Annotated in this window: 28 protein-coding genes and 1 pseudogene; 10 read left to right on the top strand and 19 right to left on the bottom strand. The window is 71.1% G+C overall.

Annotated features, from left to right (window positions below; all coding sequences use genetic code 11):
- The first annotated feature begins 28 nt into the window (after positions 1-28).
- The 3 genes from ABD259_RS23505 (at position 29) to ABD259_RS23495 (ending at position 2,105) form a co-directional block, all read left to right on the top strand.
- Positions 29-256 carry a hypothetical protein gene (locus ABD259_RS23505; RefSeq protein WP_344101564.1) on the top strand — a complete coding sequence of 76 codons (228 nt, stop codon included), beginning with the start codon at positions 29-31 and terminating at the stop codon, positions 254-256.
- Positions 257-444: 188 nt separating this feature from the next.
- Positions 445-1,068 (top strand): TetR/AcrR family transcriptional regulator, encoded by a 624-nt coding sequence (locus ABD259_RS23500; RefSeq protein ID WP_017620144.1) that lies wholly within the window; start codon positions 445-447, stop codon positions 1,066-1,068.
- 209 nt (positions 1,069-1,277) lie between these two features.
- Positions 1,278-2,105: a mechanosensitive ion channel family protein gene (locus ABD259_RS23495; protein ID WP_344101569.1), complete on the top strand. Its 828-nt coding sequence runs from the start codon at positions 1,278-1,280 to the stop codon at positions 2,103-2,105.
- A 37-nt stretch (positions 2,106-2,142) separates the two neighbouring features.
- Here the strand turns inward: ABD259_RS23495 and ABD259_RS23490 are convergent, their stop codons facing one another.
- The 3 genes from ABD259_RS23490 to ABD259_RS23480 form a co-directional block, all read right to left on the bottom strand.
- Complete coding sequence (locus ABD259_RS23490) at positions 2,143-2,385, bottom strand: hypothetical protein (protein WP_344101571.1); 243 nt, start codon at positions 2,383-2,385, stop codon at positions 2,143-2,145.
- 248 nt (positions 2,386-2,633) lie between these two features.
- On the bottom strand, positions 2,634-2,945 hold the full coding sequence (locus ABD259_RS23485; RefSeq protein ID WP_344101573.1) for a DUF6401 family natural product biosynthesis protein: 312 nt from the start codon (positions 2,943-2,945) through the stop codon (positions 2,634-2,636).
- A 165-nt stretch (positions 2,946-3,110) separates the two neighbouring features.
- Positions 3,111-3,842 carry a ferritin-like fold-containing protein gene (locus ABD259_RS23480; RefSeq protein ID WP_344165311.1) on the bottom strand — a complete coding sequence of 244 codons (732 nt, stop codon included), beginning with the start codon at positions 3,840-3,842 and terminating at the stop codon, positions 3,111-3,113.
- 713 nt (positions 3,843-4,555) lie between these two features.
- Here ABD259_RS23480 and ABD259_RS23475 point away from each other — a divergent pair.
- Together ABD259_RS23475 and ABD259_RS23470 are read left to right on the top strand one after the other, a co-directional pair.
- On the top strand, positions 4,556-5,962 hold the full coding sequence (locus tag ABD259_RS23475; RefSeq protein WP_344101804.1) for a DEAD/DEAH box helicase: 1,407 nt from the start codon (positions 4,556-4,558) through the stop codon (positions 5,960-5,962).
- 277 nt (positions 5,963-6,239) lie between these two features.
- Positions 6,240-7,124, top strand: coding sequence for an alpha/beta fold hydrolase (locus tag ABD259_RS23470; protein WP_344101577.1), 885 nt, complete (start codon positions 6,240-6,242; stop codon positions 7,122-7,124).
- Between the two features lie 73 nt (positions 7,125-7,197).
- Here ABD259_RS23470 and ABD259_RS23465 read toward each other — a convergent pair whose 3' ends face one another.
- The 6 genes from ABD259_RS23465 to ABD259_RS23440 all read right to left on the bottom strand — a co-directional run bounded on the left by ABD259_RS23465 (position 7,198) and on the right by ABD259_RS23440 (position 12,554).
- Positions 7,198-8,118, bottom strand: coding sequence for an MBL fold metallo-hydrolase (locus ABD259_RS23465; protein ID WP_344165309.1), 921 nt, complete (start codon positions 8,116-8,118; stop codon positions 7,198-7,200).
- 188 nt (positions 8,119-8,306) lie between these two features.
- Positions 8,307-9,206, bottom strand: a complete 900-nt coding sequence (locus ABD259_RS23460) for a PHP domain-containing protein (protein ID WP_344165306.1) — start codon at positions 9,204-9,206, stop codon at positions 8,307-8,309.
- Between the two features lie 35 nt (positions 9,207-9,241).
- A complete protein-coding gene (locus tag ABD259_RS23455) occupies positions 9,242-9,895 on the bottom strand; it encodes a DUF6758 family protein (protein ID WP_344101583.1) in 654 nt (217 codons plus the stop codon).
- Positions 9,896-9,973: 78 nt separating this feature from the next.
- Entirely contained in the window at positions 9,974-11,110 is a 1,137-nt protein-coding gene (locus ABD259_RS23450) for a CPBP family intramembrane glutamic endopeptidase (protein ID WP_344101585.1), read from the bottom strand.
- Positions 11,111-11,415: 305 nt separating this feature from the next.
- Positions 11,416-12,369: an RNA polymerase sigma-70 factor gene (locus tag ABD259_RS23445; RefSeq protein WP_344165303.1), complete on the bottom strand. Its 954-nt coding sequence runs from the start codon at positions 12,367-12,369 to the stop codon at positions 11,416-11,418.
- Between the two features lie 44 nt (positions 12,370-12,413).
- Positions 12,414-12,554, bottom strand: a complete 141-nt coding sequence (locus tag ABD259_RS23440; protein ID WP_344101589.1) for a hypothetical protein — start codon at positions 12,552-12,554, stop codon at positions 12,414-12,416.
- Positions 12,555-12,842: 288 nt separating this feature from the next.
- Between ABD259_RS23440 and ABD259_RS23435 the strand changes: the two genes are divergently transcribed.
- Together ABD259_RS23435 and ABD259_RS23430 are read left to right on the top strand one after the other, a co-directional pair.
- Positions 12,843-13,982, top strand: coding sequence for an Mrp/NBP35 family ATP-binding protein (locus ABD259_RS23435; protein ID WP_344101591.1), 1,140 nt, complete (start codon positions 12,843-12,845; stop codon positions 13,980-13,982).
- Positions 13,983-14,086: 104 nt separating this feature from the next.
- Complete coding sequence (locus ABD259_RS23430) at positions 14,087-14,557, top strand: nucleoside deaminase (protein ID WP_344101593.1); 471 nt, start codon at positions 14,087-14,089, stop codon at positions 14,555-14,557.
- Positions 14,558-14,865: 308 nt separating this feature from the next.
- Here the strand turns inward: ABD259_RS23430 and ABD259_RS23425 are convergent, their stop codons facing one another.
- From ABD259_RS23425 to sigE, 4 genes are all read right to left on the bottom strand, one after another.
- Positions 14,866-15,957 carry a S1C family serine protease gene (locus tag ABD259_RS23425; protein WP_344101595.1) on the bottom strand — a complete coding sequence of 364 codons (1,092 nt, stop codon included), beginning with the start codon at positions 15,955-15,957 and terminating at the stop codon, positions 14,866-14,868.
- Between the two features lie 868 nt (positions 15,958-16,825).
- A complete protein-coding gene (locus ABD259_RS23420; RefSeq protein ID WP_344101597.1) occupies positions 16,826-17,854 on the bottom strand; it encodes a sigma-E factor regulatory protein RseB domain-containing protein in 1,029 nt (342 codons plus the stop codon).
- Between the two features lie 44 nt (positions 17,855-17,898).
- Positions 17,899-18,612, bottom strand: coding sequence for an anti-sigma factor family protein (locus ABD259_RS23415; RefSeq protein ID WP_344165300.1), 714 nt, complete (start codon positions 18,610-18,612; stop codon positions 17,899-17,901).
- Between the two features lie 3 nt (positions 18,613-18,615).
- Positions 18,616-19,260 (bottom strand): RNA polymerase sigma factor SigE, encoded by a 645-nt coding sequence (gene sigE, locus ABD259_RS23410; protein WP_344165297.1) that lies wholly within the window; start codon positions 19,258-19,260, stop codon positions 18,616-18,618.
- Positions 19,261-19,587: 327 nt separating this feature from the next.
- Here sigE and ABD259_RS23405 point away from each other — a divergent pair, with 327 nt between their 5' ends.
- Positions 19,588-20,244: an O-methyltransferase gene (locus tag ABD259_RS23405; protein ID WP_344101603.1), complete on the top strand. Its 657-nt coding sequence runs from the start codon at positions 19,588-19,590 to the stop codon at positions 20,242-20,244.
- Positions 20,245-20,287: 43 nt separating this feature from the next.
- On the opposite strand, the gene ABD259_RS23400 is transcribed toward ABD259_RS23405, so the two are convergent.
- Complete coding sequence (locus tag ABD259_RS23400; protein ID WP_344165293.1) at positions 20,288-21,805, bottom strand: leucyl aminopeptidase; 1,518 nt, start codon at positions 21,803-21,805, stop codon at positions 20,288-20,290.
- 180 nt (positions 21,806-21,985) lie between these two features.
- Complete coding sequence (locus ABD259_RS23395; protein WP_017620122.1) at positions 21,986-22,153, bottom strand: DUF3117 domain-containing protein; 168 nt, start codon at positions 22,151-22,153, stop codon at positions 21,986-21,988.
- 279 nt (positions 22,154-22,432) lie between these two features.
- Between ABD259_RS23395 and ABD259_RS23390 the strand changes: the two genes are divergently transcribed.
- A complete protein-coding gene (locus ABD259_RS23390) occupies positions 22,433-23,224 on the top strand; it encodes an enoyl-CoA hydratase-related protein (RefSeq protein ID WP_344101608.1) in 792 nt (263 codons plus the stop codon).
- Between the two features lie 156 nt (positions 23,225-23,380).
- On the opposite strand, the gene ABD259_RS23385 is transcribed toward ABD259_RS23390, so the two are convergent.
- The 3 genes from ABD259_RS23385 to ABD259_RS23375 all read right to left on the bottom strand — a co-directional run bounded on the left by ABD259_RS23385 (position 23,381) and on the right by ABD259_RS23375 (position 25,401).
- Positions 23,381-23,947 carry a hypothetical protein gene (locus ABD259_RS23385; RefSeq protein WP_344101610.1) on the bottom strand — a complete coding sequence of 189 codons (567 nt, stop codon included), beginning with the start codon at positions 23,945-23,947 and terminating at the stop codon, positions 23,381-23,383.
- A 213-nt stretch (positions 23,948-24,160) separates the two neighbouring features.
- Positions 24,161-24,727 (bottom strand): DNA-3-methyladenine glycosylase I, encoded by a 567-nt coding sequence (locus tag ABD259_RS23380; RefSeq protein WP_344101806.1) that lies wholly within the window; start codon positions 24,725-24,727, stop codon positions 24,161-24,163.
- A gap of 65 nt (positions 24,728-24,792) precedes the next feature.
- The gene (locus ABD259_RS23375; protein WP_344165290.1) at positions 24,793-25,401 is read right to left on the bottom strand and encodes a hypothetical protein; all 609 of its coding nucleotides are present in this window, start codon (positions 25,399-25,401) and stop codon (positions 24,793-24,795) included.
- An 83-nt stretch (positions 25,402-25,484) separates the two neighbouring features.
- On the opposite strand from ABD259_RS23375, the gene ABD259_RS23370 reads away from it, so the two are divergent.
- The gene (locus ABD259_RS23370; protein WP_412759361.1) at positions 25,485-25,808 is read left to right on the top strand and encodes a hypothetical protein; all 324 of its coding nucleotides are present in this window, start codon (positions 25,485-25,487) and stop codon (positions 25,806-25,808) included.
- Between the two features lie 94 nt (positions 25,809-25,902).
- Here ABD259_RS23370 and ABD259_RS25980 read toward each other — a convergent pair.
- Positions 25,903-26,003, bottom strand: a pseudogene (locus ABD259_RS25980) (IS982 family transposase); the annotation flags it as partial.

The raw sequence follows: 26,003 nt of genomic DNA, 5'->3' as shown, positions 1-26,003 counted from the left end.
CCCGGTGGAGTGAGCAGGGAGGGCGACCGTGACATCCCAGCCTCGGCAGCAGGCACCGGACGACGAGGACTACGAGGCCCCCGTGGAGGCCCCGGAAGCCGACGTCGCGGAGCAGCACGCGGACATCACCGAATCGCCCCAGGCACCGGACGACTGGCTGGAGCGCGGCGGCGTCGAGCGCGGCACCGAGGTGCCCGAGGCCGACGCCGTCGAACAGCACCAGGAAGTGGGCGACGACGAGGACGAATACCGCTGACGCGCGATAACGCTGCGAATACGACGACTCCAGGTCTGGCGGCCCCGAACCTACGCATGGGTAAGATATGGGGACACTCGCCGAGTCAACGTCGCGGCTGGTCCCAGCCCCGACGATGAGTCGACGGTCCGCATTCACGCAAACAGCGGCGCCCCTCGCGCCGCACGGAAATTCGGAGGGTATTGGGTGTGACTGCTCCTTCAGACGCGCGCCCGCGGGGGGCCCGGCTGCCCCGGCTGCAGCGCCGGAAGCAGCTGCTGGCCGCGGCCCAGGAGGTGTTCGTCGCGCAGGGGTATCACGCCGCGGCGATGGACGAGATCGCCGAACGCGCCGGTGTCAGCAAGCCCGTTCTCTACCAGCACTTCCCCGGCAAGCTGGAGCTGTACCTGGCGTTGCTGGAGCAGCACTCCGAGTCGCTGGTCGAGAAGCAGCGCGAGGCGCTGGAGAGCACGGACGACAACCGGCAGCGCGTCACCGCCAGTTTCCAGGGCTACTTCGACTTCGTGTCCGGCGAGGGTGAGGCGTTCCGCCTTGTCTTCGAATCCGATCTGCGTAACCTTCCCGCTGTCCGGGAGAAGACCGAGCAGACCCTGCAGCGCTGCGCCGAACTCATCGGCGAGGTCATTCGTCAGGACACCAGCATCTCCGATGACGAGGCCAATCTCCTCAGCATCGCGCTGGTCGGCATGGCCGAGACCAGTGCGCGCTACTGGATCAGCAACTACGGCTCCATCCCCAAGGACGCCGCGGAAAAACTGGTGGCCCGACTCGCCTGGCGTGGCATCAGTGGCTGGGACCTGACCCGCAGCTGACGCCGCCCCCACCGCCGTGCGGCCTGGTAATCCCGGCACAATACGGAGGTATACGACCGACCAATTCTGGCGGTGTCCGGCTCTTGGTCGCGCCGTTACGATTGCTGGTCTCCCAGACGGGGAATCGCGGTACTGAGATGCGATTGGACCACCTTCGCCCCGGGTAGCCGCGTTGCTTCCCGGTCGACGGAACCCCACGGGGGGACCTCATGGACATCGAACAGGGCCTTACCGAGGCGTGGAGCGCGGTAGCGACCTTCGCACCGCTTCTCGCCATGTTCCTGGTAATCCTGGTCATCGGTTGGATCATCGCGAAGTTCGTCGGCCGGATGGTCGGCAAGGGGCTCGCCCGGGTCGGCCTCGACCGCGGACTGGAGCGCAGCGGCGTCGGTGAGTACTTCGAGCGCAGCCGCTACGACGCCAGCGAGCTCTGCGGAAAGATCGTGTACTACGTCGGTCTGCTCATCGTGCTGCAGCTCGCCTTCAGCGTGTTCGGTCCGACCAACCCGATTACCCAGCTGCTCGATAGCGTCATCGCCTGGATTCCGAAGGCCGTCGTGGCGCTGGTGATCGTCGTGGTGGCCGGCATGATCGCCAAGGCGGCGCGCGACATCGTCTCCGGCGCGCTGGGCGGTCTCAGCTACGGGCGCTTCGTGGCCAACCTCGCTGGCATCTTCATCATGGCGCTCGGTGTCATCGCCGCCCTGAACCAGGTCGGCATTGCCACCACGGTGACCCAGCCCGTCCTGATCGCCGTACTGGCCACGGTCGGCGGCATTCTCGTCGTCGGTGTCGGCGGCGGAATGATCAAGCCGATGCAAGAGCGGTGGAGCCGCTGGCTCGACAGCGCGGAGCGGGAGACCACCGCGGTGATGCGCGAGGACGGCACCTACCAGGCCGGGCGCGCCGACGCGATGCGCAAGGGAGGAGCCCCCGCGCAGGCGGCGTCCGAGGAGCGGCAGACTCCGGCGACGCACGGCCCGGCGATGGGCGAGGAAGAACGGGGCGGCGAGCAGGGCCGTTCCACGCAGGAGTGACCCATGGCGGCCTGAGCGCCGCTCCAGGGCCGAGGGATTAGAGCAGTTCTTCGTCGCGGACCTCATCGCGGGCGAGGCGGTCGATGCGGCGCACGATCAGCGCCAGCGTCGCGAAGATCGGCACGAAGCCCAGCCAGAACACGATGGTCGACCAGCCGGTCAGCACCATGACCGCCAGTGCGACCACGATGATCAACGCGAAGAGTGAGAAGTCGACGCGATCCCGGTGGATCAGGACGCCGATCGGTGGGCGCGCCGCCCCGTGCCGGCCGCTCCTCATGCGTTCTTCCTTTCTCACGGTCCGCGTCGGACCGCATCCTTCGCTCCCGAGGGGGATCGCGGTCAGGTCTGTCGAGTCGGGTCCATGCCGGAGGCATCCTGCCACGGAATGGAGACTCAGGAGGCCACCGTGCGGCGGCCGCCCCAGGTATGGCTTAGCGTACGCCCAGTCAGGGCGTTCGCGAGATCACTTCTCGATCACCGCGCGGGTGGGGCGCGGTCGGCGTATCCGCCGGCGGCCAAACCAACCTAGCGGACGAAGCCGTGTTCCTTAGCCAGACGGCACACAGCCAGCAGCCGGAGGGTCTCCCAGTCGTACCCGGCCGAGTCCGAGTCCCAGCCGCGCTCGCGGCAGCCGTCGATGAAACCGTGCAGGTAGCGGGTGAGGCTCTGGAGCGTCACCTCCGCGCCGTCCCGCGTGATCGACTCGCACACCGCGGCAGCGTGCTGGTCCAGCTCAGCGATCATCCACGGCTCGGGGTCAGAACTCAGCGGGCCGAAGACGTCGAGCTCACGGGAGAGCCGGACCAGCGGGCCCTCCGCGAAGAATTCACGGGGCATAGCTGGTTACCTCAGGGAATGAGAACAAAAGGGAACGCAACAGACTATATACGAATATGCAATGAAATCAGCTAGGCCGTGACTGACCACACACCCCTTCTGACCTGGGCCGACTCCCATCTCGGCGGGAGGTTCGCCACGGGATCGCCGAGGGCGCCGGGAACGTCAGCCGTTGAGGCCCATGGCCTCCAGGCGGGCCGAGTGCGCTTCGGTCAGCTTGGCGAAGACCCGGCTCACCGCCGCGAGGTCAGAGGATGCCCCCTCGCTCCCGCCTTCTCCCTCGCCTGTGTCAGCGCCCCGCGGAGCGAGCAGCGCCGCCAGCTCCACGCGCTGGGCCGCGACGATCTGAGCCTGGCTCAGCGCCTCACCGACCAGGCGGCGCGCCCACAGCGACAGGCGTCCACCGAGCTTGGGATCGTCCTCGACGGCCGCGCGGACCCGCGCGGCGATGATCTCCCCGCGCCCGGTGTCGGAGACCACCTCAGCGACCAGCGCGCGCGTCCGGTCATCGGTCTGGTCGGCGATGTAGCGGTAGAAGTCACCGGCGATGCCGTCGCTGACGTACGTCTTGACGAGGCTCTCCAACCAGCTCTGCGGCTCGGTGCGCGCATGCCACGCGTTAAGCGGCTCGACGAACGGCCGCATCGCCGCCTCGGGGTCGACTCCCAGCTCCTCCAGGCGGTCGCGCAGCAGCTTGTAATGCCCGTACTCCGTGGCGGCGATACCGGCCAGCTCCCCCTTGGCCGCGAGGTCCGGGGCGAGCCCGGCGTCGTCCGACAACCGGAAGAAGGCCACCAGCTCGGCGTAGGCCATCATGGCCAGCAGATCGATCACACCTCGGCCGGGCTTGTCGTCGGGGTCCACCGGAGTGGTGTCGGAGGCAGCACCGTTGGTCATGCCGCACAGATTAGCGCCCGTGCGGGGCGCACCGGCCCTCCGGGATTATCCGTGCCCCGATCCGTGTTCCCGTTGTGGAGCTTTCCAGAAGCTGTGGACGGTAACGAAAACACGGTGCGCTGCCGTCCCGCGCATGTGGTACGGACTCCTATATCCGGCCGCCGGACCTACAGGTTAGACTCATGACCAGTGACCGGCCGCTGCCGGTCATCGCGCGGAGTCCCCCCGGCGCACCTCGATCGCGGAGAGACGTGAAACGTGGCGCCCGCAGACGGCGTCTCGGGGCACGGGCCCACGGCCCGGTGTTCTCCGCCGCGCACCATGACAATCACGCGCGATGGCGACCGGAGGAGGGGGCCGGAGCGCGGAAGACAAGTACAGCGGATGGCTTGCGTGCACTGACCATGAATCCGTGTCCCGCGGCGGCGACGCCGCGGCCGCCGACCAGGCCGCGCCGAGGCACCGGATCGCTCCGGGCCCTCGCGCCGCGCCGGATTCGTCCCCGCCTGGCATTCGGGGACCCGCACGAGGAGCGACACATTCTGCTCGCCGCGCCGCGAGCCGTCCGCGTCAGCCGGCCGCATTGCGATGACAGGCCCGCCCAGATGGAGGCATGAGCCCTGACAACCACAGACTCGACCAACGAACCCCGACAGACGTTCCGCGATATCGGTGTCAGCACCGAGATCGCGGACGCACTCGAAGCCGAAGGGATCGTCGATCCCTTCCCAATCCAGTCCCTGGCCCTTCCGCTGGCCCTGGCCGGTTCCGACATCATCGGCCAGGCCCGGACCGGCACCGGCAAGACCTTCGCCTTTGGCCTTCCCCTACTCCAGCTCGCACAGAGCAGACCCGGTGAGTCCAAGCGCCCGCGCGCGCTCGTCGTCGTGCCGACGCGCGAGCTCGCCATCCAGGTGGCCGCCGACCTCACCACGGCCGGGAAGCGCACCGGCAGCCGCATTCTGACCGTCTACGGCGGCCGGGCCTACGAGCCGCAGATCGACGGGCTGAAGGCCGGCGTCGACGTCGTCGTCGGTACCCCGGGCCGCCTGCTCGACCTTGAACAGCAGAAGCACCTCAACCTAGCGGGCGTCCAGGCGGTCGTGCTCGACGAGGCCGACAAGATGCTCGACCTGGGCTTCCTGCCCGATATCGAGCGGATTTTGACGAAGATCCCGGACGAGCGCCAGACCATGCTCTTCTCGGCGACCATGCCGAGCGAGATCGTGTCGCTGTCGCGCAAGTACCTGAGCCGTCCCACCCACGTGCGGGCCGGAGACGACAACGAACCGGGCCAGACCAGCATCGGCGACATCGAGCAGTACGTGTACCGGACGCACCAGATGGATAAGCCGGAGATGCTGGCGCGGCTGCTGCAGGCCGAGGGCCGTGGCCTGAGCATGGTGTTCTGCGAGACCAAGCGCGCCTGCGACAAGGTCGCCACGGCGCTGGAGGGGCGCGGCTTCGCCGCCGCGGCCGTGCACGGCGGTCTCGGGCAGAGCCAGCGCGAGCGCGCGCTGCGCGCGTTCCGCAACGGCAAGATCGACGTGCTGGTCGCCACCGACGTGGCTGCCCGCGGCCTCGACGTTGACGACGTCACGCACGTCGTCAACTACGAGTGCCCCGAGGATGAGAAGACCTACACGCACCGCATCGGCCGCACCGGCCGCGCTGGGCGCTCGGGCACAGCGGTCACCTTCGTCGACTGGCGGGAAACCGCGCGCTGGAAGCTCATCAACACCGCGCTCGACCTGCCCTTCCCTGAACCGGAGGAGACCTACTCCACCTCGCCGCACTTCTTCGAGGACCTGAAGATCCCCGCGGGCACCAAGGGGACGCTGGCCAAGGAGCAACGGGAGCGCGCCGGGCTCCAGGCCGAGGAAGTCGAGGACATCGGCGAGACCGGGAAGTCCCGCAACGAGGAGGACCGCCCCGCGCACGGCCGTTCGCGCAACCGCCGCCGCACCCGCCGCAAGCCGTCCGGCGACGGTGGGCGCGCGGCCGCCAGTGCCGAGCGCAGCGAGAAGAAGAGCGGCGAGGGGGCCGACAAGCCCGCCCCGCGTCGCCGCCGTCGCCGCCGCACCCGCAGCGGCGTGGACGTGAAGAAGGACCAGGACTAGCGGTTCTTTGCAGTCGCCTGAGAGGGGCCGTGGACGTGCCAGGCCGGTCGGCGGTGCGTGCGCCGGGACCGGCCGATGCCATCGGCCACGTCGGCGATGCACGGCTTCGACCGGCATCGCGCCGCGTCGGCCCCTTGGAGAAGCCCCGGCCCCGGATGATTCCGGACGCTGGGGCATCGTCGGCTCGACGGCCCCGGCCAAACCGTGCCAATGTCGACGAAATCCGGGGCCAGCGGACACCCCACCAGGTGGAGGAGATCGTCTAAGGTAAACCGTCGTGAGTACACCTCGGTTTCTGGACCTTCCGCCTGGTGTCCGGCGGATCGATGTCCCAACGGCGCTCGGCCCCATCGCCGCGCTGCACGCCATGCCCACGGCCGGTGGCACTGACCGCCAGACCGCCGTACTGGTACCGGGGTACACGGGCAGCAAAGAGGACTTCATCGCGCTGCTGCAGACGCTGGCGCAGGCCGGGCGCTCCGTACTCGCGATCGACATGCCGGGTCAGTACGAGTCCCCCGGCCCCAAGGACCCCGAGGCCTACACGCGGGCGGGGCTGGGCCGGGCGGTCACCGAGCTGATCCTCGCCCTCGACGAGGGGCCTGTGCACCTGCTGGGACACTCGTTCGGCGGACTGGTGACACGCGAAACGGTGCTCGCTGATGAGGTACCGCTGCTCTCCTTCGCCCTGATGAGCTCCGGCCCCTCGGCCATCAGCGGCCTGCGTGCGGCCGACGCCCGGAGGCTGAAGGGCGCGCTCGAAGCCTCCCCCACGCGCGAGCGGCTGCGCGAGGTCTGGGACGAGTACCTCGACGGTCCCGCACGGTCGAGCGGCATCAGCGACGAGATCCACGCCTTCCTCCGTGCCCGGATGCTCGCCAATGACCCCCGCGGCCTGGTCCGCATGGCCGAAGTCATCCTCGACGCCCCCGACCGCAGCGCCGAACTCGCCCGGATGGACCTGCCGAAGCTGGTGATCTACGGCGAGAACGACGACGCGTGGCCAACGGAGGTCCAAGCCGACATGGCCGAACGCATCAGCGCCCGCCGCGTCGTCATCCCCGGCGCCTGCCACTCCCCCAACGTCGAAGCCCCCGAGACCACGGCCAGCGCTCTCACCCACTTCTGGCACGACGCGGAGACCCCGGCCCGCGCTTCGTGACGGCGCGGGCCTCCGCCCTTGCCCGCGGCGATCACGGCAGTGTGGACGCGGCATCGGGTCGGCCGACGCGGGCTCAGACCCAGGCTTCGAAGTTCTTCGCCTCGCCTCCCACGGTGGTTTCGGGGCCGCGGTCCGGCAGGATGCGGGTGTCCGGCGGCAGGGAGAGCAGAACTTCGCCGACCGAGTGCAGCTGTCGCGTGTAGTCGACGTAGCCCTCGCCGACGGTGCCCAGTTCGCCCTTGCGGAGGGTGTCGCCGCTGAAGACCGCGCCGAGTTCGGGGATGTAGTAGGCGACGCTCCCGGTCGAGGTGCCGGGGACGGGGAGGATGTCCACTTCCTTGTCACCGGCCTGCAGCTTGCCGCCGCCCTCGACCTCCAGTTCGGGGCGGTGCTCGGCGCCGTGGACCCGGCGCCAGGGGCGGATCTCGCGCCGGTGCAGAGCGATGGGGGCCTCATCGCGTTCGGCCACCTCGACTGCGGCCTCGATGTGCGTGTTGTACCCGTTGGTGCAGGCGACCAGGTAGATCTCGCGCTTGCCGACGGCCTCCAGGATGGCCTCCGCGTCATGCGCCGGGTCGATCACCACGACACCCTCGTCGTCGACGTCGACGATCCAGGTGTTGCTGACGACGTCGAACTCCTCACCGTCGACCTGCAGGACGCCCTCGGTACGGACGCGCTGGATGCCCTCGGCGTCGGGCTCACCGATGCCGGGGACCTCGGGCTCAGGCTCGGCTTCCTCGTCGTCCTCGGCCTTCACGTCATCGGCCGTGGCGTCCTCGTTGCTCTCGTCGCCCTCGGTGGCCGTGTCGTCCTTGGCGGCCGCGGCGCCTTCCGGTTCCTCGTCCGCGCCGGTCTCCGCCGCCGTCTCGGGCGCCTCCGGCTCGTCGCGTTCCTCGTCGGCAGCCTCGTCGGCCGTCACCGTCGAGGACGTCGAGCCGCTGCCGCCGGCTTCCTTGACGTCCTTCTTTCTGTTCTTCCGATTCCAGAACACGGTGCCGACCCTTCGATTCGCTTCTTGGGAACTCACTTCGAGTGTGCGGGGCCCATTGTTCCGGCCCCGCGGCGTGATCGGGTACCCCCTCCGCGCGGCTTGTGAGGATCCCACATCACCGCTAAGCGGCCGATAAGACCCTCGGGGTCCCCATCCAGCAGGTCATCATCCCACCTCAGCCCGGCAGTCTAGCCCGTTGGCCCGGTGATGAGGGAGGCTCCGGTGGCCGGCGCGATCAGCCGCTCGAACGCGGCCGGATCCGTGGTGCGGATCCCGAGCCGGTGACCGGTCAGCTCGCCGTGGTCGTCGCTGGAGCCGGTGACCACCAGGTTGAGGCGTTCGGCGACCGCACGCCAGCGCTCGGTCTCCTCTTCGTCGTGCGACGGGTGGTCCGCCTCGATCCCGCCGAGTCCGGCCTCCGCCATGCGCTCCACGAGGGGTTCGGGGACCGCTCCGGTGAGCGCCCCCTCACCGCGCGCCGGGTGGGCCAGCGAACACACGCCCCCGGCGGCACGCACCAGCTCGACCGCGCGCACCGGGTCCAGGGCGTAGCGCGCCACGTAGGCGGGGCCGCCGGAGCCGATCCAGCGGTCGAACGCGTCCTGCACGTCCTCGGCCGCGTCGGCCTCCACGATGGCGCGGGCGATGTGCGGCCGCCCGATGACGTCGTCGGAATCGACGTCGCCGAGGTCGGCGCCCGGTTCCCGCCCGTGGGCGATCTCCCGCACGCGCTGCCAGGTCAGCCCCACACCGGCGTCCTGGAGCATCCGGACCATCGTCGCGGCCCGTTCGGTGCGGTCGAGGCGGATCCGCCGCAGTTCGGCGGCGAGCTCGGGGTGATCGGGGTCGAAGAGGTAGGCCAGCAGGTGCACGCTGGAGCCCTCATACGCGCAGGACAGCTCCATGCCGGGGACGAGGGTGAACCCGGGCGGGACGTGGGCCGCGGCCGCGGCCAGTCCGCCGACCGTGTCGTGATCGGTGAGCGCGAGGACGTCGAGCCCCGCCGCGAGCGCGTGACCGACGACCTTCTCGGGAGGTTCGGTGCCGTCGGAGACGGAGCTGTGCGAATGCAGGTCAATGCGCATCACACGACGATACAGGTACGGGCACGGCGCGTTTTTGGTCAGTCCGCCGGCCGCAGCGCGGAGGCGAGAAAGGGCGAGGGAGCGCCGAACGGCAGCTGCCGGGCGACGCCGTTCCGGTGGTCGCGGAGATCGATGACCGTCTTGAGGTCGCACATCAGGACGCCGGCGTCGGCGGGTTTGAACACCATCCACATCCAGCAGCTGTTCGCCTCTCCGGCGTAGACCGCGCGCTGCTTGCCCGCGTCGACACTCCACAGGGCGATCTCGTGGCCGTCGTGGCGGATCTTGCTGTCGACGGGGCCGTCGTCGAAACCGTCGCCCGGATCGGGGCCGTCGAACCCGGCGAGGCGCGCGCCCAGGCCGATACCGGGGTCCTCGGCGACGATGGCCATCTCCCCGACCCCGCCCAGCGGGGCCGGGCCCGACAGAGCGACGACGGCACCCAGCGCACCGCTGCGCTCGTCACCCGCCTCGGCGAAGCCGGTGACGACCCAGCCCGCGGGCAGGGGCCAGGGCACCCACACGGGCACCTGGGCGGACTTGACGATGAGGTCGACCGAGGCCTCCCCCAGGGGCCGGATCGGTCGGAGCGGTGCCACCGGACCGTGTGCGTCGCATTGCCACGCGCTCGTCCACACACTCGGCGGGTGGATGGCGCGGCCGCACCGCGGGCAGGTCGGATCCGATCTCATGGCTGGTCGGAGAGATACCCCGGTGACCTGTGCGGAAACTCCCGAACCTTGCGCCCCGGCCGACGCACGGCCCTCCCGTTACAGCGCGCTCGGCCCCGACAGCGGGCCGGGGTCGGCGGGAGGGGCCGGGGGACGCCCGCCGGTCGCGCCGTAGGCGCCCCGGATACCGGGGACACCGGAGGCGCCCTGGATACCGGGAACGTCAGGGCCGCCGTAGGAGGGACCGGAGCCGCTCGGCCGCCGGTGGCCTGGGGCATCGCCCGAGGCACCGGAGGTCGGGCTCACGCGGTGGCCTCGTGCGGTGGACAGCTCGGCGGGAGCGGTGCGCCGGATCCCCAGCCGCCGCACCAGCCAGACGACGATGAGACCGAAGAGTCCGACCTCCAGGATCGTGCCGACCACGCCCTCCCACGACCCGGGCCCCTGCGCGGCGGCTTCAAGCGTGCCCTCGTAGGCGCTGATCGAGAAGACCAGGATGTTGTGCAGCACGTGCAGCGCGATGGGCGCTTCCAGCCCGCCCGTGTACCAGGTGATCAGGGCCAGTCCGGCGCCCAGGACCGCGACGTTGACGAGCCCCCAGCCGGTGTACTCGTGCAGTGAGGTGAAGAGCGCGGTGGTGACGGCAATGCCGAGGACCGGCGTGCGCAGGAACCGCGCCCACGCGCCGCTGCCGCGCCGCTCGCCTGGGTCGGCGCCGTAGGAGCCGACCAGCTGCATCAGGAACCCGCGCAGCGCGAACTCCTCGGCGGACGCCTGGAACGGAACCAGCAGAACGATTGCCACGAGCGCGGGGACGAAGGCGCTCCCGCCGCCGAACTCGGCGATGAACGGCTCATCCGGGGCGACGACCGCCTGCAGAACGTACAGGGCGGCCGCGAACACCACCAGGACCGGGACCGCGGCGAGGAGGCAGATGAACAGCCAGCGCCAGCGCATCCGACCTTCCACCGAGATCAGCGTGCCGACAGGCCGCCGCTGGATCAGCCGCACGGCCAGCATCACCACCGGCGTCATCACGGCGATCGTGAGCAGCAGGAAGACCAGATCGGGCACGGTCGCCCCGAGCGGAGACTCGGCGCTGAACTCGTGCCCGTGCAGCACCGCGATGATGGCGCCGGCGACGCCCATGATGGTCTGCACGAGCAGGTAGAGCGCGGCGGCGAAGACGAACGCCACCACGGGGATCCACCAGCGGTGCCGCCAGGTGCGGCCCATGCGGTGATAGGCGCTGCCGGGGCGGGGAAGCGCGGGGCCCGATGGCGGGGCCGTCCGGGGCCGCCGCTCCTGGGGCGGTGGCCAAGCCCATGCCTGGGCGGGCTGGGCGCTGGCCTCCGGGGTCCCCGGTGGCCACGCCCACGCCTGTGCGTCCGGGTACGCTGACGGTTCCCGTCCCTCGGTGTGCCGCGGATCGGGCTGCCAGGCCGAACCAGGCGGTGGCGGCGTGTTTCTCATCGTCTGCCGAGATTACTATCCGCCGGTGTATCGGCAGCGTTAAGAACTCGCTGTGGTCAACCAGCTACTCATTGATGACCTGGTGCTTCCCGTTTCTTTTCGGGGGCGGCCAGCTCGCTCAGGTGAGCCAGCTTGTCCGGGTTGCGGACCAGGAGCACCTGGGTGATGCTCCCGTCCACGGCCTCCACCAGCCCGGCCGCCCGCACCGTGCCGTCCGCGTCGTAGAGGACGACGCCCGGAGCGCTGTTGACCTCGGCCCAGGCGACCAGCCAGCTCTTCCGTTGGAACCCGGCACCGATCCCGGCCAGGAAGCGGGCGCACTTGTCCACGCCGAACACGGGACGGAGGGCCGACCGGGCCTTGCCACCGCCGTCCGTGACAACGGTCGCGTCCTCGGCGAGGAGGTCCTTGAGCCCGGCGACGTCGCCCTCGGCGCACGCGGCCAGGAACCTCTCCGTCAGACGGCGCCGCTCGTCGGGGTCCGGTGTGTAGCGGGGCTGGCGCGCGTGCACGTGCTCCCGCGCCCTATGGGCCAGCTGGCGCACGGCCACCTCCGACCTGCCCACCGCCTCGGCGATCTCGGTGTGCGGCATCCCGAACACCTCACGCAGCACGAACACGGCCCGCTCGACGGGCTTCAACGTCTCCAGGACCACGAGCATGGCGTAGGACACCGCGTCCGCGGTCTCCACCTCCTCGGCCACGTCCGGCATCGTGACCAGCGGCTCGGGCAGCCACGGCCCGACGTAGGACTCGCGCCGGCCGCGGGCCGCGCGCAGCCGGTTCAGGCTCACGTTGGTGGCGATACGGACCAGGTAGCTCTTGGGGTCGGTGATGTCGGAGCGGTCGTCGCGCGTCCATCGGATCCACGCCTCCTGCACGCAGTCCTCGGCGTCGGCGACGCTCCCCAGCAGGTCGTAGGCCACGCTGAACAGCAGCCGCCGGTACCGCTCGAAGACCTCGGTGGCGTCGGGGCAACCGATGCCCTCGTCCTGCCGCCCGTCCCTCGGGGCCGTGTTCACGCGCGTTCCTCCAGCCGTGCCCGCGGCACGTCGCACATCGTCGCTCACCTGCGGCCCGCCTGGCCGAGCACGCGGTTGATCCGGCAGCACCGGTTCTCGACCGCGACCACCGCGCTCAGCTCCATCGGGCCGGCCGCGCCGGGGTCGGCCCGCAGCACCCCGGCCATCACCTCGGTTGTCGCCATCGGGCTGGAACTCGTGCCGCGACCGCGCCGGGCCCGGGGTATCACCGGCCGGTTCGGCGGGGTGCGGGGCGGCTCCACCGAGACCCGGGCCATGGCGTCCGCCCTCCACCCGCTCCATTCTTCCGCTCATGCCCACCAGGACCCGCGGCGGGGCGCGACTGTGACAGGGAGTGGGGAAAGAAGTATCGCCAGGATTCCGGGAATACTCACCTGACCAGCGACGACGGAGATTTCAGCTGGGCGGGTCCGTGTGTTGGGTCACGCGCGGGCTTTACTACCATGGGGTGCATGTCCTCCACACCCACCACCGAGCAGGTGAACGCGGCCCTGGCCACAGTCCAGGACCCCGAGATCCGCCGCCCCATCACCGATCTCGACATGGTCAAGAGCGTCGAGATCGGCGACGGCGGCGTCGTGAACGTCGGCATCTACCTCACGGTGGCCGGTTGTCCCATGAAGGGGCGCATCGAGAAGGACGTCACCGAGGCCGTCTCCAAGGTCGACGGCGTGACGCGGGTCGCGGTCGAGCTCGACGTGATGAGCGACGAGCAGCGCAAGGCACTCCAGACCAAGCTCCGCGGCGGGCAGGCGGAGAAGGAGATCCCCTTCGCCAAGCCGAACTCGCTGACCAAGGTCTTCGCGGTCGCCTCCGGCAAGGGCGGTGTGGGCAAGTCCTCCGTGACGGTGAACCTCGCCGCCGCGATGGCCGCGCAGGGCCACAAGGTCGGCGTCGTCGACGCCGACATCTACGGCCACTCGGTTCCCCGGATGCTGGGGGTGGGCGACCACCCGACCAAGGTCGAGGACATGATCATGCCGCCGTCGGCGCATGACATCAAGGTCATCTCCGTCGGCATGTTCACCCAGGGCAACCAGCCGGTGGTGTGGCGCGGACCGATGCTGCACCGCGCGCTGCAGCAGTTCCTCGCCGACGTGTACTGGGGTGACCTCGACGTCCTGCTGATGGACCTGCCCCCGGGCACCGGCGACATCGCGATCTCCGTCGCGCAGCTGCTGCCGAACGCCGAGATCCTGGTCGTCACCACGCCGCAGCAGGCAGCGGCCGAGGTCGCCGAACGGGCGGGCGCGATCTCCGCGCAGACCCACCAGCGGGTGGCCGGCGTCATCGAGAACATGTCCTACTACATCGCCCCGGGCAGCGACGAGCGCACCTACCTCTTCGGCGAGGGCGGCGGGCAGACCGTGGCCGATGGCCTCACCCGTTCGCTGGGCGCCCAGGTGCCGCTGCTGGGCCAGGTCCCGCTCGACATGCGTATGCGCGAAGGCGGCGACGAGGGCAAGCCGCTGGTCCTGACCGACCCCGACTCCGAGGCGGCGGCTGTGCTCAGCAAGATCGCCGACGACCTGGTCGGCAAGCCGCGGGGGCTGTCCGGCATGCAGCTGGGCATCACCCCGGCCGGTCGCTGACCGTCGGAAGCTTCGATTAACCACGACGAAGGCCGCCACCCGGTGAGGTTGGCGGCCTTCGTCGATCCACCGCGACGACGTACACACACGACAGGGACGGACCCATGGCCGAGCCGGACACCGCGCTTCACCGACGCTGGCTGCGGATCGCCGTCGAGGAGGCGGAGGCCGGGCTCGCCGAGGGCGGCATCCCCATCGGTGCGGCGCTGATGGGCCGCGACGGCCAGCTCCTCGGCCGCGGGCGCAACCGCAGGGTCCAGGACGGCGACCCGTCCGTCCACGCCGAGACGGCCGCGTTCCGCGACGCCGGACGGCAGCGCTCGTACGCGGGAACGACGATGGTGACCACGCTGTCCCCGTGCTGGTACTGCAGCGGCCTGGTGCGGCAGTTCGGCATCTCCCGCGTGGTTATCGGCGAGTCGACCACGTTCACCGGCGGCCACGACTGGCTCGCCGAGAACGGCGTGGAGATCGTCCTCCTCGACGACCCGCGCTGCGCGCGGCTGATGACGGACTTCATCGCGGCCAACCCCGCACTCTGGAACGAGGACATCGGCGAGGACGCCGAGGACTAACCCCCGGCGCAGAGCTCGGCCGTTCTGTGCCCTCGTGGTTTCTCCCCCCGGCACCGTGTGCGCGCCGGGTACTCGCGACGCGCGGGGGCATACCGCACCCGGCCATGGGGGCGGCCGTTCGCCCTGGGGCGCGCCCCCGTTCTCGCCCTGCTCCGCAGGGGTGCGATTCCTCCACCGACGATAAGCCGGGGGCCTCCCCGAAGGAGGCCCCCGCCAACGGTCGAGGTGTGACGCGGCGCGGGCGGCGTCACGCATCGACCCGTGGTCCTCACCGGAAAGGCGGTGCGCGATCCGGGCGGGATCGCGGGTCAGTCCTTGGCCGCCCCGAGGGTGATGGTGGTGGTGCGCTTCTTGCCGTCGCGCTCGTAGCCGACCTCGACCTTGTCGCCCGGCTGCTTCTGGGAGAGGAGCAGCCGCAGTTCGGTGGCGTCGGCGACCTTCTGGCCGTCGAACTCCACGATCAGGTCGCCGGCCTTCAGGCCCGCCTTGTCGGCCGGGCCGTCCGGGATGACCGCGTCGCCTCCGGCCTGTTCGTCGGTGACGATCGGGGCGCCGCCCTGGCCGTAGCGCATGTCGAGCACGGCGCCGATCACGGCCGGACGGATGTCGCCGTTCTCGATCAGTTCGTTGACGACCCGTTCGGTCTGTGTGGACGGGATCGCGAAGCCCAGCCCGATGCTGCCGGTCTGCTCGCCCGCCATGCCCCCCATGGTGGCGATCGCCGAGTTCACGCCGATCACCCGGCCCTGCTCGTCGACCAGCGGCCCGCCGGAGTTGCCCGGGTTGATGGCGGCGTCGGTCTGCAGGGCGCTGATGAACGTCTCCTCGCCCTCCTCGCCGACGGTGACCGGGCGGTCGACCGCGCTGATGATGCCGGTGGTGACGGTTCCGGCCAGGCCGAGGGGCGCGCCGATCGCGATGACCTGGTCCCCGACGGTGACCTGGTCGGAGTCGCCGAACTCCAGGGCTTCGACGTCGATGGGGTCGTCCAGCTTGAGCACGGCGAGGTCGGAGCTAGGTGCCGCGCCGACGACCTTGGCGCCGCTCGTGTGGCCGTCACTGTAGACGACCTCGATGCCCTTGCGTTGCAGCGCCGAGGACACGTGGTTGTTGGTCACGACGTGGTCATCGGCGATGACGAAGCCCGAACCGTTGCCACTCAGCCCGGGACCGCTGGCCTGGATGGAGACGACACTGGGGCTGACCCTCTGCGCGACCCCGGCGATGGTGTCGGGCGGGCGGCTCGGGGCGCCGGTGGGCGGCGGGTTGTTCAGCGACGGCGCGCTCGTTTGGCCGCCGTCGCCGTTGCTCAGCCCGAGCTGCGCGCCGATAGTCCCGCCGACACCGGCGGAGACGAGGCCGACCAGGGCGACGACGAGCACGACGGACCAGACCGGCATGGTGCGGCGCTTCCGCGGGGCGCTGGGGAACTGCATCATCGCCGTGCCGCCGGGGCCGGTGCCCCAGGGCCCGCCGGGCCCCCCGTCCCCCGGCCATCCAGGGCCACCGGGGCCGACCGGACCGCCGGGCCCCGTGGGGCCGCCGGGTCCAGAGGGGTGGCCCGGTCCTCCCGGCATGCCAGGGCCTCCGGGCGCCCCGGGGCCTCCTTGGCCACCGGGGATCCGCGGTCCTCCCGGCCCTCCGGGAAAGGCGGGGCCGGTGGTTCCGCCGGGACCACCGAATCCGCCCGATGCGAATGCGCCGGTTGTGCCCGAAGGCGCGCCGCCGACCGGCCACTGGCCGGTTCCGGACGGTGCGACGGCGGGTCCGCCCGGTGGCGGCCCCGGAAGGGCCTGCGGTGGTCCAGCCGCGTCGGGCGGAGCCACGCCGTCCCCCGCCGGACTCCGGGCGCCCGCCGCGGCATCACTCGGTGCGCCCTGCCACGGACTCCCCGGCACCAGGTGGGTGGTCTGCCTCTGGTCCTCGGTGGAACCGGGCGACGCGAGGATGTCGCCCCGGTTCGGCGGGGCGTCCGCGCCACGCGCCTCGGTCTGTCCCGCCGAGAACGCCTCCGCGGCCCGGGGGCGCTCGTCCTCGCACTCCGCTCCCGGCGGAACCGACCAGGTCTGCTCCCCGTTCTCCGCCGGGGGGCGGGGTCCGGTCTCATCCGTCATGAATTCTCCGTGTTGTCGCTGCCGCTCCCAATTCTGAGGCGGCCGACATAAGCCGTTGGTTAACAGGCGCCGCCAATAGACGGCGCCCACTGGCGCACCTTACGTCCTCGACGGGGCGTTCACGCCGTTCAGGTCGCCTATGGGGGGTACGGCCTCAGGTAGCCTCCGCCAACGGAAGCCCTGTCCAGGAACCGAGCCGCTCGAATCCGCGCATCACGCGCGGCCAGAACCCGCTCCCGTCGGGGGCCGGCAAACCCGCGACCGCCGCCTTGACCGTCTCCTCGGGGGCGTCGGCCAGCACGGTGTAGACGTATCCATCGGTCTCCCACACGCGGCGCTGCTGCCCCGCGTTGTCGACGTAGACGGTGCTATCGCCGTTGCCGACGGCGGTCAGGCCGCTGTCGGTTCCCTCTGACGCATCGTCAAGGCGCCCGCGCTGCAGGAAAACAGACACCACCGACAATCCGTCGGAGTAGGAGAGGTGGAGGACGCGGCCCTCGCCCGCTCCCCGGGACCAGACCTCGATCAGGGAAAGGTCCCAGTCGAGGTAGTCGGGCACCGTCCAGCCCTCGGCACGCAGGTCGTCCAGTTGCTCCGCCGAGGTCATGCCCTTCCACGGCAGCTCGCGATGCGCTGACACGGGGACGGCCCCACCGCCCACATCGGTCTGGAACTCGGTGAACTCGGTGGAGTGGGCGATCCGCCCGCCCCCGTCCCGGATCTCCTGGCGCAGCGGCAGTCCGGTGCCGTCGTCGATCCAGAACCGCCCGGCGACGGTCCCGTTCGCGCGCAGCGCCTCCACGACCGTCGCACGCCGCCCGCAGATGGTGCCCGAACCGGCGCGGGTCACGCGGTAGTTGTCAGCGAGGACGCCCAGCAGCTTTTCGTCCATCCGCAGCAGGGTCGGCGACGGGGCCACCACGACGCGGTCGGCCCCGGTCGTCCCCGGGGGGCCGCCGTACTCGGTACCGTGCCCGGCCCGGTGCACCACCTGGACCAGTCGGGTCTCGACCTCCGAACCGATGCCCGAGGTCACCGACTGAACGCCCTGGTAGGAGGTGCCGAATTCCGCCTGGGCGGCGCGGCGCAGCAGGGCCATGCCGTCGTCGTCGCCCTCCGGGGCGGTCGCGGCCGCCCCGCGGCTACCGGACGCGGTCAGGGGCACCACGATGAGCAACGTCAACAGGACCAGCGCAACGGCCGGACCGCGCCATCGGTCCGCCGCGCTCACCGGGGCCGGGACGCGTCGGCCGCGCCCGTGTCGGCACCGCTGGCCGGTGTGTGGACGACCGTCTCGACACTGGCGGGGGCGGGCGTGGGCTGGGAAGCCGTGGGGAAGGCGCCCTGACGCGCGGTGACCGCGTGCTCGACCGCGTACTCCTCCAAGGCCGGGCGGACGACGGGCACGGGCTGGGGGTCGCCTCCCGCCATGAACGCCGTTCCCAAGGTCAGCGCGACAGCGGAAGCTCCGGCGACGGCGTAGCGCGCGCCCGGCCAGCCGGGGCGGAGCACCGAGAGCGGCTCGGGGCCGCGGCGGCGACGCAGCGCCCGCGTCGCGGGGGTGGCCGTGGAAGCGGGAGCGGGCGCGGCCTCGGCGGCCAGACCGCCGAGCGAACCCGGCACCGGGGCGCCGAACGGATCGGTTCCGAACGGCGGGCGGCTACCTCTGGGCTGACTGAGCGCCCCGGGGCCGCCGCTGGGCGGCGGCCCCCCGGGTAGTTCCGCGGACGGCGACCCGCTTAGTGCGGACAGGCGTCCCATGAAGTCATTCGAGGGCGCGGGTTCGTCGAGGTGGTGCAGTCGCCGCTTGAGCCGGCGCATCATCTCGGCCTCGAAGCGGCAGGACTCGCAGGACGCCAGGTGGATCAGCGCCCGATCGCGCTCGGCGTCACCCAGCTCGCCGTCGACGAGAGCTGACAGCCGTTCCCCCAAGTGATCCATTGTTCACTCCACCTCCCGGCCCCAGCCATGAGCCTGTGTCACGTTCGCGTGGGGGACGCCCTCTTGCTGGGCGGCCATGCGCTTGCGGTGCTCCAGCGCCTTGCGCAGCTGAGCGCGGCCGCGGTGGATGCGGCTGCGCACAGTGCCCAGCTTCACTCCGAGGGTCGCCGCGATCTCTTCGTAGGAGAGCCCTTCGATGTCGCACAGCACTACCGGCGCGCGGAACTCCGCGGGCAGCGCGTCGAGCGCGCTCTGGATGTCGGCGTCGAAGTGCTTGTCGTCATACGACTGGGCCGGTGAGGGTTCCCGGCCCTGGAGGCGTTCGTGGGCGTTCTCGGCGAGGCCCTCGAAGCGGATGCGCGCCCTGCGGCGCGCCATGTCGAGGAAGAGGTTGGTCGTGATGCGGTGCAGCCAGCCCTCGAACGTCCCGGGCGTGTAGTTGGCCAGGGAGCGGAAGACGCGGATGAAGACCTCCTGGGTGATGTCTTCGGCGTCATGCTGGTTCCCGGTCAGGCGGAAGGCGAGCCGGTACACGCGTGCCGAGTGGTTCCGCACCACCTCGTCCCAGCTGGGCGGCTCCCATTGCTCGAAGTCCGCGGCAGTTTCGGAGCCTGCCACCGCTACCCCCTTCTTCGGCACGATCCGCATGCGAGCGGCGTCCCGTATCCGGTCGCGTCGACCGAATCGCGCGGATAGATGTTCCCGATGTGGGATCGTCCGCGAGGACCCTTCACCGGATTGCAACGCCGCGCGGCGGCAATTAAGTTCCCACAGCCCCGTCTCGCTTCCGGACGGGCTAGTCTTTAGCCGGGAACATCGTCTGACCGTAATCACATTACGACAGTGCGTGATGGTCGCGGTGTTCTCAGATCGAACGCATCTGCCGGGCCGTGCCGCCCACTCTCGACACGACTGAGCGTTCCCGCTTCCCCACCGCGGGGCCCACCCGGCGAGCAGCCGTCATATCCGTTCCACGTGCGGGAGGCCGACATCGCCAGCCGAGACGATACACGTGCGTACATCGATTCCTATGTCGCCGAGGACGACCCCCTGGCCGTGGCCCGCGAGGCCGGGCGACGGGCCGACGTGGGCCCGATCAGCGCGGCGGGCGGGGCCGTGCTGCGCTTCCTCGCCGCCGCCATAGGCGCCCGCTCCGTCGTGGAGGTCGGCACGGGGTGCGGGAGCTCCGGCATCTGGCTCCTCCGCGGCATGCGCCCCGACGCCATCCTGACCACCGTGGACCTCGAACCCGAGTACCAGGAGGCGGCGCGGGAGGCCTACCGGCTCGCCGGGTTCCCCGCGAACCGCACCCGGCTGATCCAGGGGCGCGGCATGGACGTGCTGCCGCGGCTCACCGACGGCGCCTACGACATGGTCTTCATCGACGCGGCGACCGACGAGTACCCGGCCTACCTCGCCGAGTCGCTGCGCCTGCTGCGGGTCGGCGGGATCGTGGTGTTCAACAACGGCCTGGACGCCGCCCCGGTGCCCGACGGCCCGCTGAGCGTTCCCAGCGCCCAGCAGTCCGTGCGCGAGGTGGGGCGCCTGATCCGGGAGGACGAGAACCTGGTCCCGCTGCTGCTGCCCGTAGGCGAGGGCCTCCTCGCGGCGATCCGCGAGGAGGCCCCCTGAGCCGAAGCGTCCCGGCCCGGGGCCTGACGCGCGCCGCCTTTTGCTAGGGCGTCGCCGTCAGCCAGCGCAGCAGCAGCCGCGTGGAGAAGCCGGTACCGCCCTTGGTGATGAACCCGTCGTCACCGGTGGCCCGTCCCGGCCCGGCGATGTCGAGGTGCGCCCATGGGAGGCCGCCGGCGAACTCGCGCAGGAACAGCGCCGCCTCGGTGGCGCCGGGGTGGCCGTAGTCGGTCGTGGTACCGATGTTCGCGAGGTCCGCCACCGGGGAGTCCAGCGTGTCGCGGTACTCCTCGACGAGCGGCATCCGCCACAGCTCCTCACCCGAGGCCCGGCCGGCCGCGGCGAGGGCTTCGGCCAGGGCGTCGTCGGTGCTGAACAGCGCGCCGGTCTGGGTGCCCAGCGCCAGCTTGGCGGCCCCGGTCAGGGTGGCCACGTCGACGATGGTGTCGGCGTCCAGCTCCTCGACCGCGTACGCCATGGCGTCGGCCATGACCAGGCGCCCCTCGGCGTCGGTGTTGAGCACCTCGACCGTACGCCCGTTGTAGGTGGTGATCACGTCGCTGGGGCGCTGAGCCGACCCGGAGACCGAGTTCTCGGCGAGCGGGATCAGACCGGTGACGCTCGCGCGCGCCCCCAGTTCGGCCAGCGCCGACACCACGCCCAGTACCACCGCCGACCCGCTCATGTCGGTCTTCATGAGCATCATGTTGTCGGTCGGCTTGATCTGCAGACCGCCGGTGTCGAACGTGATGCCCTTGCCGACGAGGACGACGTGCGAGGTCGGGTTCTCGGGCCGGTAGCTGAGCTTGACCATGCGCGGCGGCCGGACCGAGCCCTGCCCCACGGCGATGATCGCGCCGAACCCCTCGCGTTCCAGCCGCTCCTCGTCCCAGACCTCGACGTCGAGTCCGGCCTCGGTCCCGATCTCCTCGGCACGCCCGGCGAGCCACGCCGGGTCCTTCTCCAGCGACGGTGTGTTGATCAGGTCGCGTGCCAGCGCCGTGGCTCGGGCCAGCGCGGTGCCGCGGCGCACCGGGTCGGCGGCCGTGCCGTCGTCGTCCGCCACGAGGTCGATCGCCGGGACCGGACGCGGCCCCTTCTCGGCGGACTTCATGGAAAACGTGTAGGAGGCCAGGAGCGCCCCCTCCGCGAAGGCGGCCAGGGCGGCGTCCCGCCCGGTCTGGCCTTCCTCGGCCAGGGACGGGGCCGCGATGGCGGCACGCTCACGTCCTTTGGCCAGGCGTGCCAGCGCGGCGCCGGCCGCGCGCAGGTCGTCGGGGACGCCCGCGCCCGTACCGAGCAGGGCCAGACGAACGAGCCCCCGACCGAGGTCGGCCGGGAATGTGGCTGTCTCACCGGGTTTTCCGGTGAGTTCGTAGTGCGCGATCAGGTCCGCGAAGGGCGCCGGAAGTCGCGTGTCGAGAGCCTCTGGGGACCACCCTGTTCCCGTGGTGACCGCGACGGGACCGTCGCTGTCAGTCCGGACGGGAATCGCCACCAGGTCGGCGGCGGAATCGGCGAGGGTGCCCGGGGCCGGGTGGATCTCCGTAGCGAAAGGCACGGGCGCTCACAATCTTTCCAAACTGGTGATCGGCGGGGACCATCCCCGCGTTCGCGGGGGGACGGGGCGGCCGGCACTCTGCGGCCTGACGCGTTCTGCGGCGACGGCGGCTGCAGGGACCCGCCACAGACACGGACCCGGAAAGGATCACCAGGTCACGGGGACGGCCAGGACCGCTGACTAGCCGACGACACCCTCCAGGGCCGCCTTCAATTCGGTGGCCTCATCCGGGGTGAGCTCGACGACGAGGCGGCCGCCGCCTTCGAGCGGGACCCGCATGATGATGCCGCGACCCTCCTTGGTGACCTCCATCGGACCATCACCGGTCCTCGGCTTCATCGCCGCCATGTGCGTATCCCCTTTCATAGGAAACTCTCGCGGGTGAATGGGCCACACCGTGGGAGGGAGCGCGCCAGCGGCGAGCCAGGTCCTCGGTTCGAGCCTCATCCGCGTGACTCAGGGAATGAATCACTGTTCTGTCATTATCTCAAGCTTTCAGACCTGAATGGGAACGATCGGACAGCCCCCAGGCCCTCGGCTGCTGAGAATCCGAACAGTAAGGTTATAGCCGCGGTGCCCTACCGTGGGCGCCGGGACCTTACGGCCGACCGCAGCAGGGAGATCCGCGTGCCCGAGTCAGACAGCGTTGTCTACGACCTCTCCGACGGCGTCGCGACGATCACGATCAACCGACCCGACGCGATGAACTCGCTGACCGCCGAGGCGAAGGACCAGCTCCTCGCCGCGGTCGAACAGGCCAGAACCGACACCGACGCCCGCGCGGTCCTGCTGACCGGAAGCGGCAAGGCCTTCAGCGCCGGCCAGGATCTGCGGGAGCACGCCGACGCGCTCGGCGCGGGCAAGGGCCTGAACGAAACGGTCCGCAAGCACTACAACCCGATCGTTCTCGGTCTGGCCCGTATGCCCAAGCCGGTCATCGCCGCCGTCAACGGCGTCGCCGCCGGCGCCGGGGCGTCGCTCGCCTTCGCCTGCGACCTGCGGATCGCCTCGGAGAAGGCGTCGTTCCTCATGGCGTTCGCCAACGTCGGACTGGGCTCCGACTCCGGAGCCTCGTGGACGCTGCCCCGGCTGGTGGGCCACGCGCGCGCGACGGAGCTGCTGATGCTCGCCGAGCCGGTCAAGGCCCAGCGCGCCTTGGAGATCGGCCTGGTCAACCAGGTGGTCCCCGCCGAGGAGCTCGACACGACGGCGCGCGAGCTCGCGGTGCGTCTGGCCAGTGGCCCCACCGTCGCCTACGCGGCGATCAAGGCGGAACTGACCTTCGGCTCCGGCCTGGACCTGGCCAACGCCCTGGACATGGAGGCGAATTTGCAGGACCAGTGCGCCGAGACCACCGACCACATGAACGCCACCCTGGCCTTCCTGAACAAGGAGAAGCCCGCTTTCGAGGGGCGCTGACCCCGCGATCCGCGCCGGGTCAGGAGCCGTCCGCCGCGTCGAGCGGCCAGACGACCGGCGCGCACCGAGGACGGCCGCCGCGCCACCGCCGAGGACACCGGCGTGCGCACCGGAGTTGATCCGCCTCGCCCGGGCGGGCGCGGCGCTCCACGGTGCTCAGCGGAGCGTCCCGGTGGAGATCATCGGGGTTCCGTCGTGCGAGACGGCGTTCCAGGTCGCCTCCAGCGTGCCCGTGGTGCTGCCGGGCGTGAGGGTCAGCTCGGACTCGTCGATGCACCGCGCGTCGGGGTCGTAGGTTTCGACGTAGTCGAAGACCAGCCGGTCGCCGTGGCGTTCGGTCAGGGAGAGGCTGCCCCGGCAGTTCAGCGTGGCCCACACCGAGACGCCGCGCTCGGCACCCGACTCCAGCTTGACCTGCGCGTCCCAGTCGAGGATGTGGTTGCCGTCGGCGTCCTGCTGGCTCATCTCCCCGCTCCACGTTCCGGCATAGGAGTCGGGGACGCTGGCCTCGCTCATGGGGGTGTCGGCGCGGTCGCGCAGCGCCCAGGCCGCCCCGCCCGCGGCCCCCAGCAGCAGCACCGCGGCCCCGCTCATGACGATGACGCCCCGACGGCGCTTGGCGTTGTGCCGGCTGGACCGGGGCGGCGGCCACAGGGACATCTGCCGGATCGGCGACGCGCCGTGGTCGTCGGGTGCCGGTCGGCCGGTCGGCGCGCTGCTCACCGGGGGTCCCCGAAGGAGCGGTCGGCGGTGCCGTATGCGTTGATCATCGCGTGAGACTCCTCCAAGGCGAACGGACGCGGGGAACCGCTCGCGTGTACAGCGACAGAGAATAGGGCACACCGGACACGTTTATGCGGAAATGTAGGGTGACCAGCGGCACAGGAGGGAAACGAGGGCCGAGGCCACCGGTGTCGGGTTCGGCGGTCCGCCGCCCTAGCGGAAGCAGTCGGCGAGGTGATCGTCGACCACACCGGTGGCCTGCATGGCAGCGTAGGCGGTGGTGGGGCCGACGAACCGGAATCCGCGTTTCTTCAGGGCCTTGGCGAGTGCTGTGCTCTCGGCGGTGGAGGCGGGTACGTCGTCCATGGTCGTGGGTGTCGGGTGCTGATCCGGCGCGTGTCTCCACACGAGTTGCGCGAGGCCCTCGTTCAGTTCCAGGGCCGCCCGCGCGTTGCCGATGACCGCCTCGATCTTGGCGCGGCTGCGGATGATCCGGGCATCGGCGAGCAGACGCTCGACATCCCCGGGGCCGTAGTCGGCGACGGCCACCGGGTCGAAGCCCGCGAACACCTCCCGCAGCGCGTCGCGTTTGCGCAGCACCGTCAGCCAGGACAGCCCCGCCTGGAAGCCCTCCAGGGAGAGGCGCTCGAACATGGCCTGGTCGCCCCGGACCGGGACGCCCCACTCGGTGTCGTGGTAGGCCAGCAGGTCCGGGGTGGCCAGCGCCCAGTGGCAGCGCCGGCGGCCATCGGCGCCAGGCTGGGCCGTCATGTCGGTCATGGGGGTCGTCTCGTCGCTCACGGTGGTCGGGGAACCGGGGTGGGTGGGGTGGTCAGGTGCCCGCGTCAACCGTGCCGCGAGGAACGCGCCGCCGGGGGCTCCTCATCCGCGCGATCGTCGCCCGCGGACGCGGTGGAGGGCGGGGACGGGTCGGGCCGCTCGGGTCGGTGGGTCGGGTCGGGTGGCGGGGTCGGGTCGGACGGTTCGGAGAGCGCCTCGGCCGGGGTGCCGCGGTCGCCGCGCGTACTTGCGCCCGAGCGCGTGGCGGGCGACTCCGTGTCAGCGGGGGCACTGTACTCCGGCCGCGTGCTGGCGCCCGTGCGCGGGGGCGCGGTCGCCGGGTCGGCGCGGGGATGGAGCAGGCGCGGCCCCGTGGCGGTGCCGCTGACGTGCCGTTCCAGCTCGGCGATGCGCGCGTCGCGCTCATCGAGCGCGGAGGAGAGCCGGACCAGCAGTTCGTCGACGGCCCGGACATGGTATCCCCACAGGGCCAGCGGGAGCGCCACCCGGCTCATGTCCGAGCTGGTGAGCGGCCGGTCGGTGGGGAGATCCAGCGGAGGGTGGTCGGCCTCGAACCGGGCCAGCTCGCCGCCCTTGCCCATGACCACGAACGCCACGCCGGCGAGGACGGCGAGCGCGGCCACGGCGATCAGGACCATGATGGTTGGATTCACGGGACCGATGGTGCCACACCTTCGCGGCCGCGAGGAGAACACCCGGTTCCAGCGCAGTCGCGGGCGGTGGCAGACTCGGTGACGTGGGGGCGGATCAAACTGTGCAGGTCGTGGAAGTCGACGCGGTGGTGGACGGCGTAGTCGACGCTGGTCACCGCCCGAGTGCGGCCCGGGTCCGCGAACTGGTCGCGCATGGCCGACCGGTGCTGGTGCGCTGCGCGAGCGCGGCCACCGACGACAGCGGTGCGGCCGCCGCCGAGGTCATCGCGCTCATCTCCGTCTACGCCTGGCTCGGGGCCCGGTTCTTCGCGACCGACCGGCCGCGCGACACCCGGCAGGCGCTCGACATGGTCGCGTCGATCCGGGGCACACGCCCGCCCGCTGTGGCCCGCCGCGGGCTGGCCTGAGCACACGACCGCGCGTGGCCGGGCGGCGTAGGCCGACGGGCCGCGCGCGTATGACGGCGGGTCGGCTAGGGCTAGATGATTGAGTCCGATGTCTTTAGTGGTCGTAGGCGATCAGGGAGCGCTTGACCGGTGCTCCGGTCTCCCAGTTGTGCCAGATCGCCGCTGCCATCGCGAGCAGCCGCTGGGCGGTGCGGG

It is taken from the genome of Nocardiopsis rhodophaea, from assembly GCF_039530945.1.
Lineage (GTDB): Bacteria > Actinomycetota > Actinomycetes > Streptosporangiales > Streptosporangiaceae > Nocardiopsis_C > Nocardiopsis_C rhodophaea.
The sequence above is the reverse complement of the archived record's forward strand: the minus strand, read 5'-3'. Positions and strand labels throughout refer to the sequence as shown.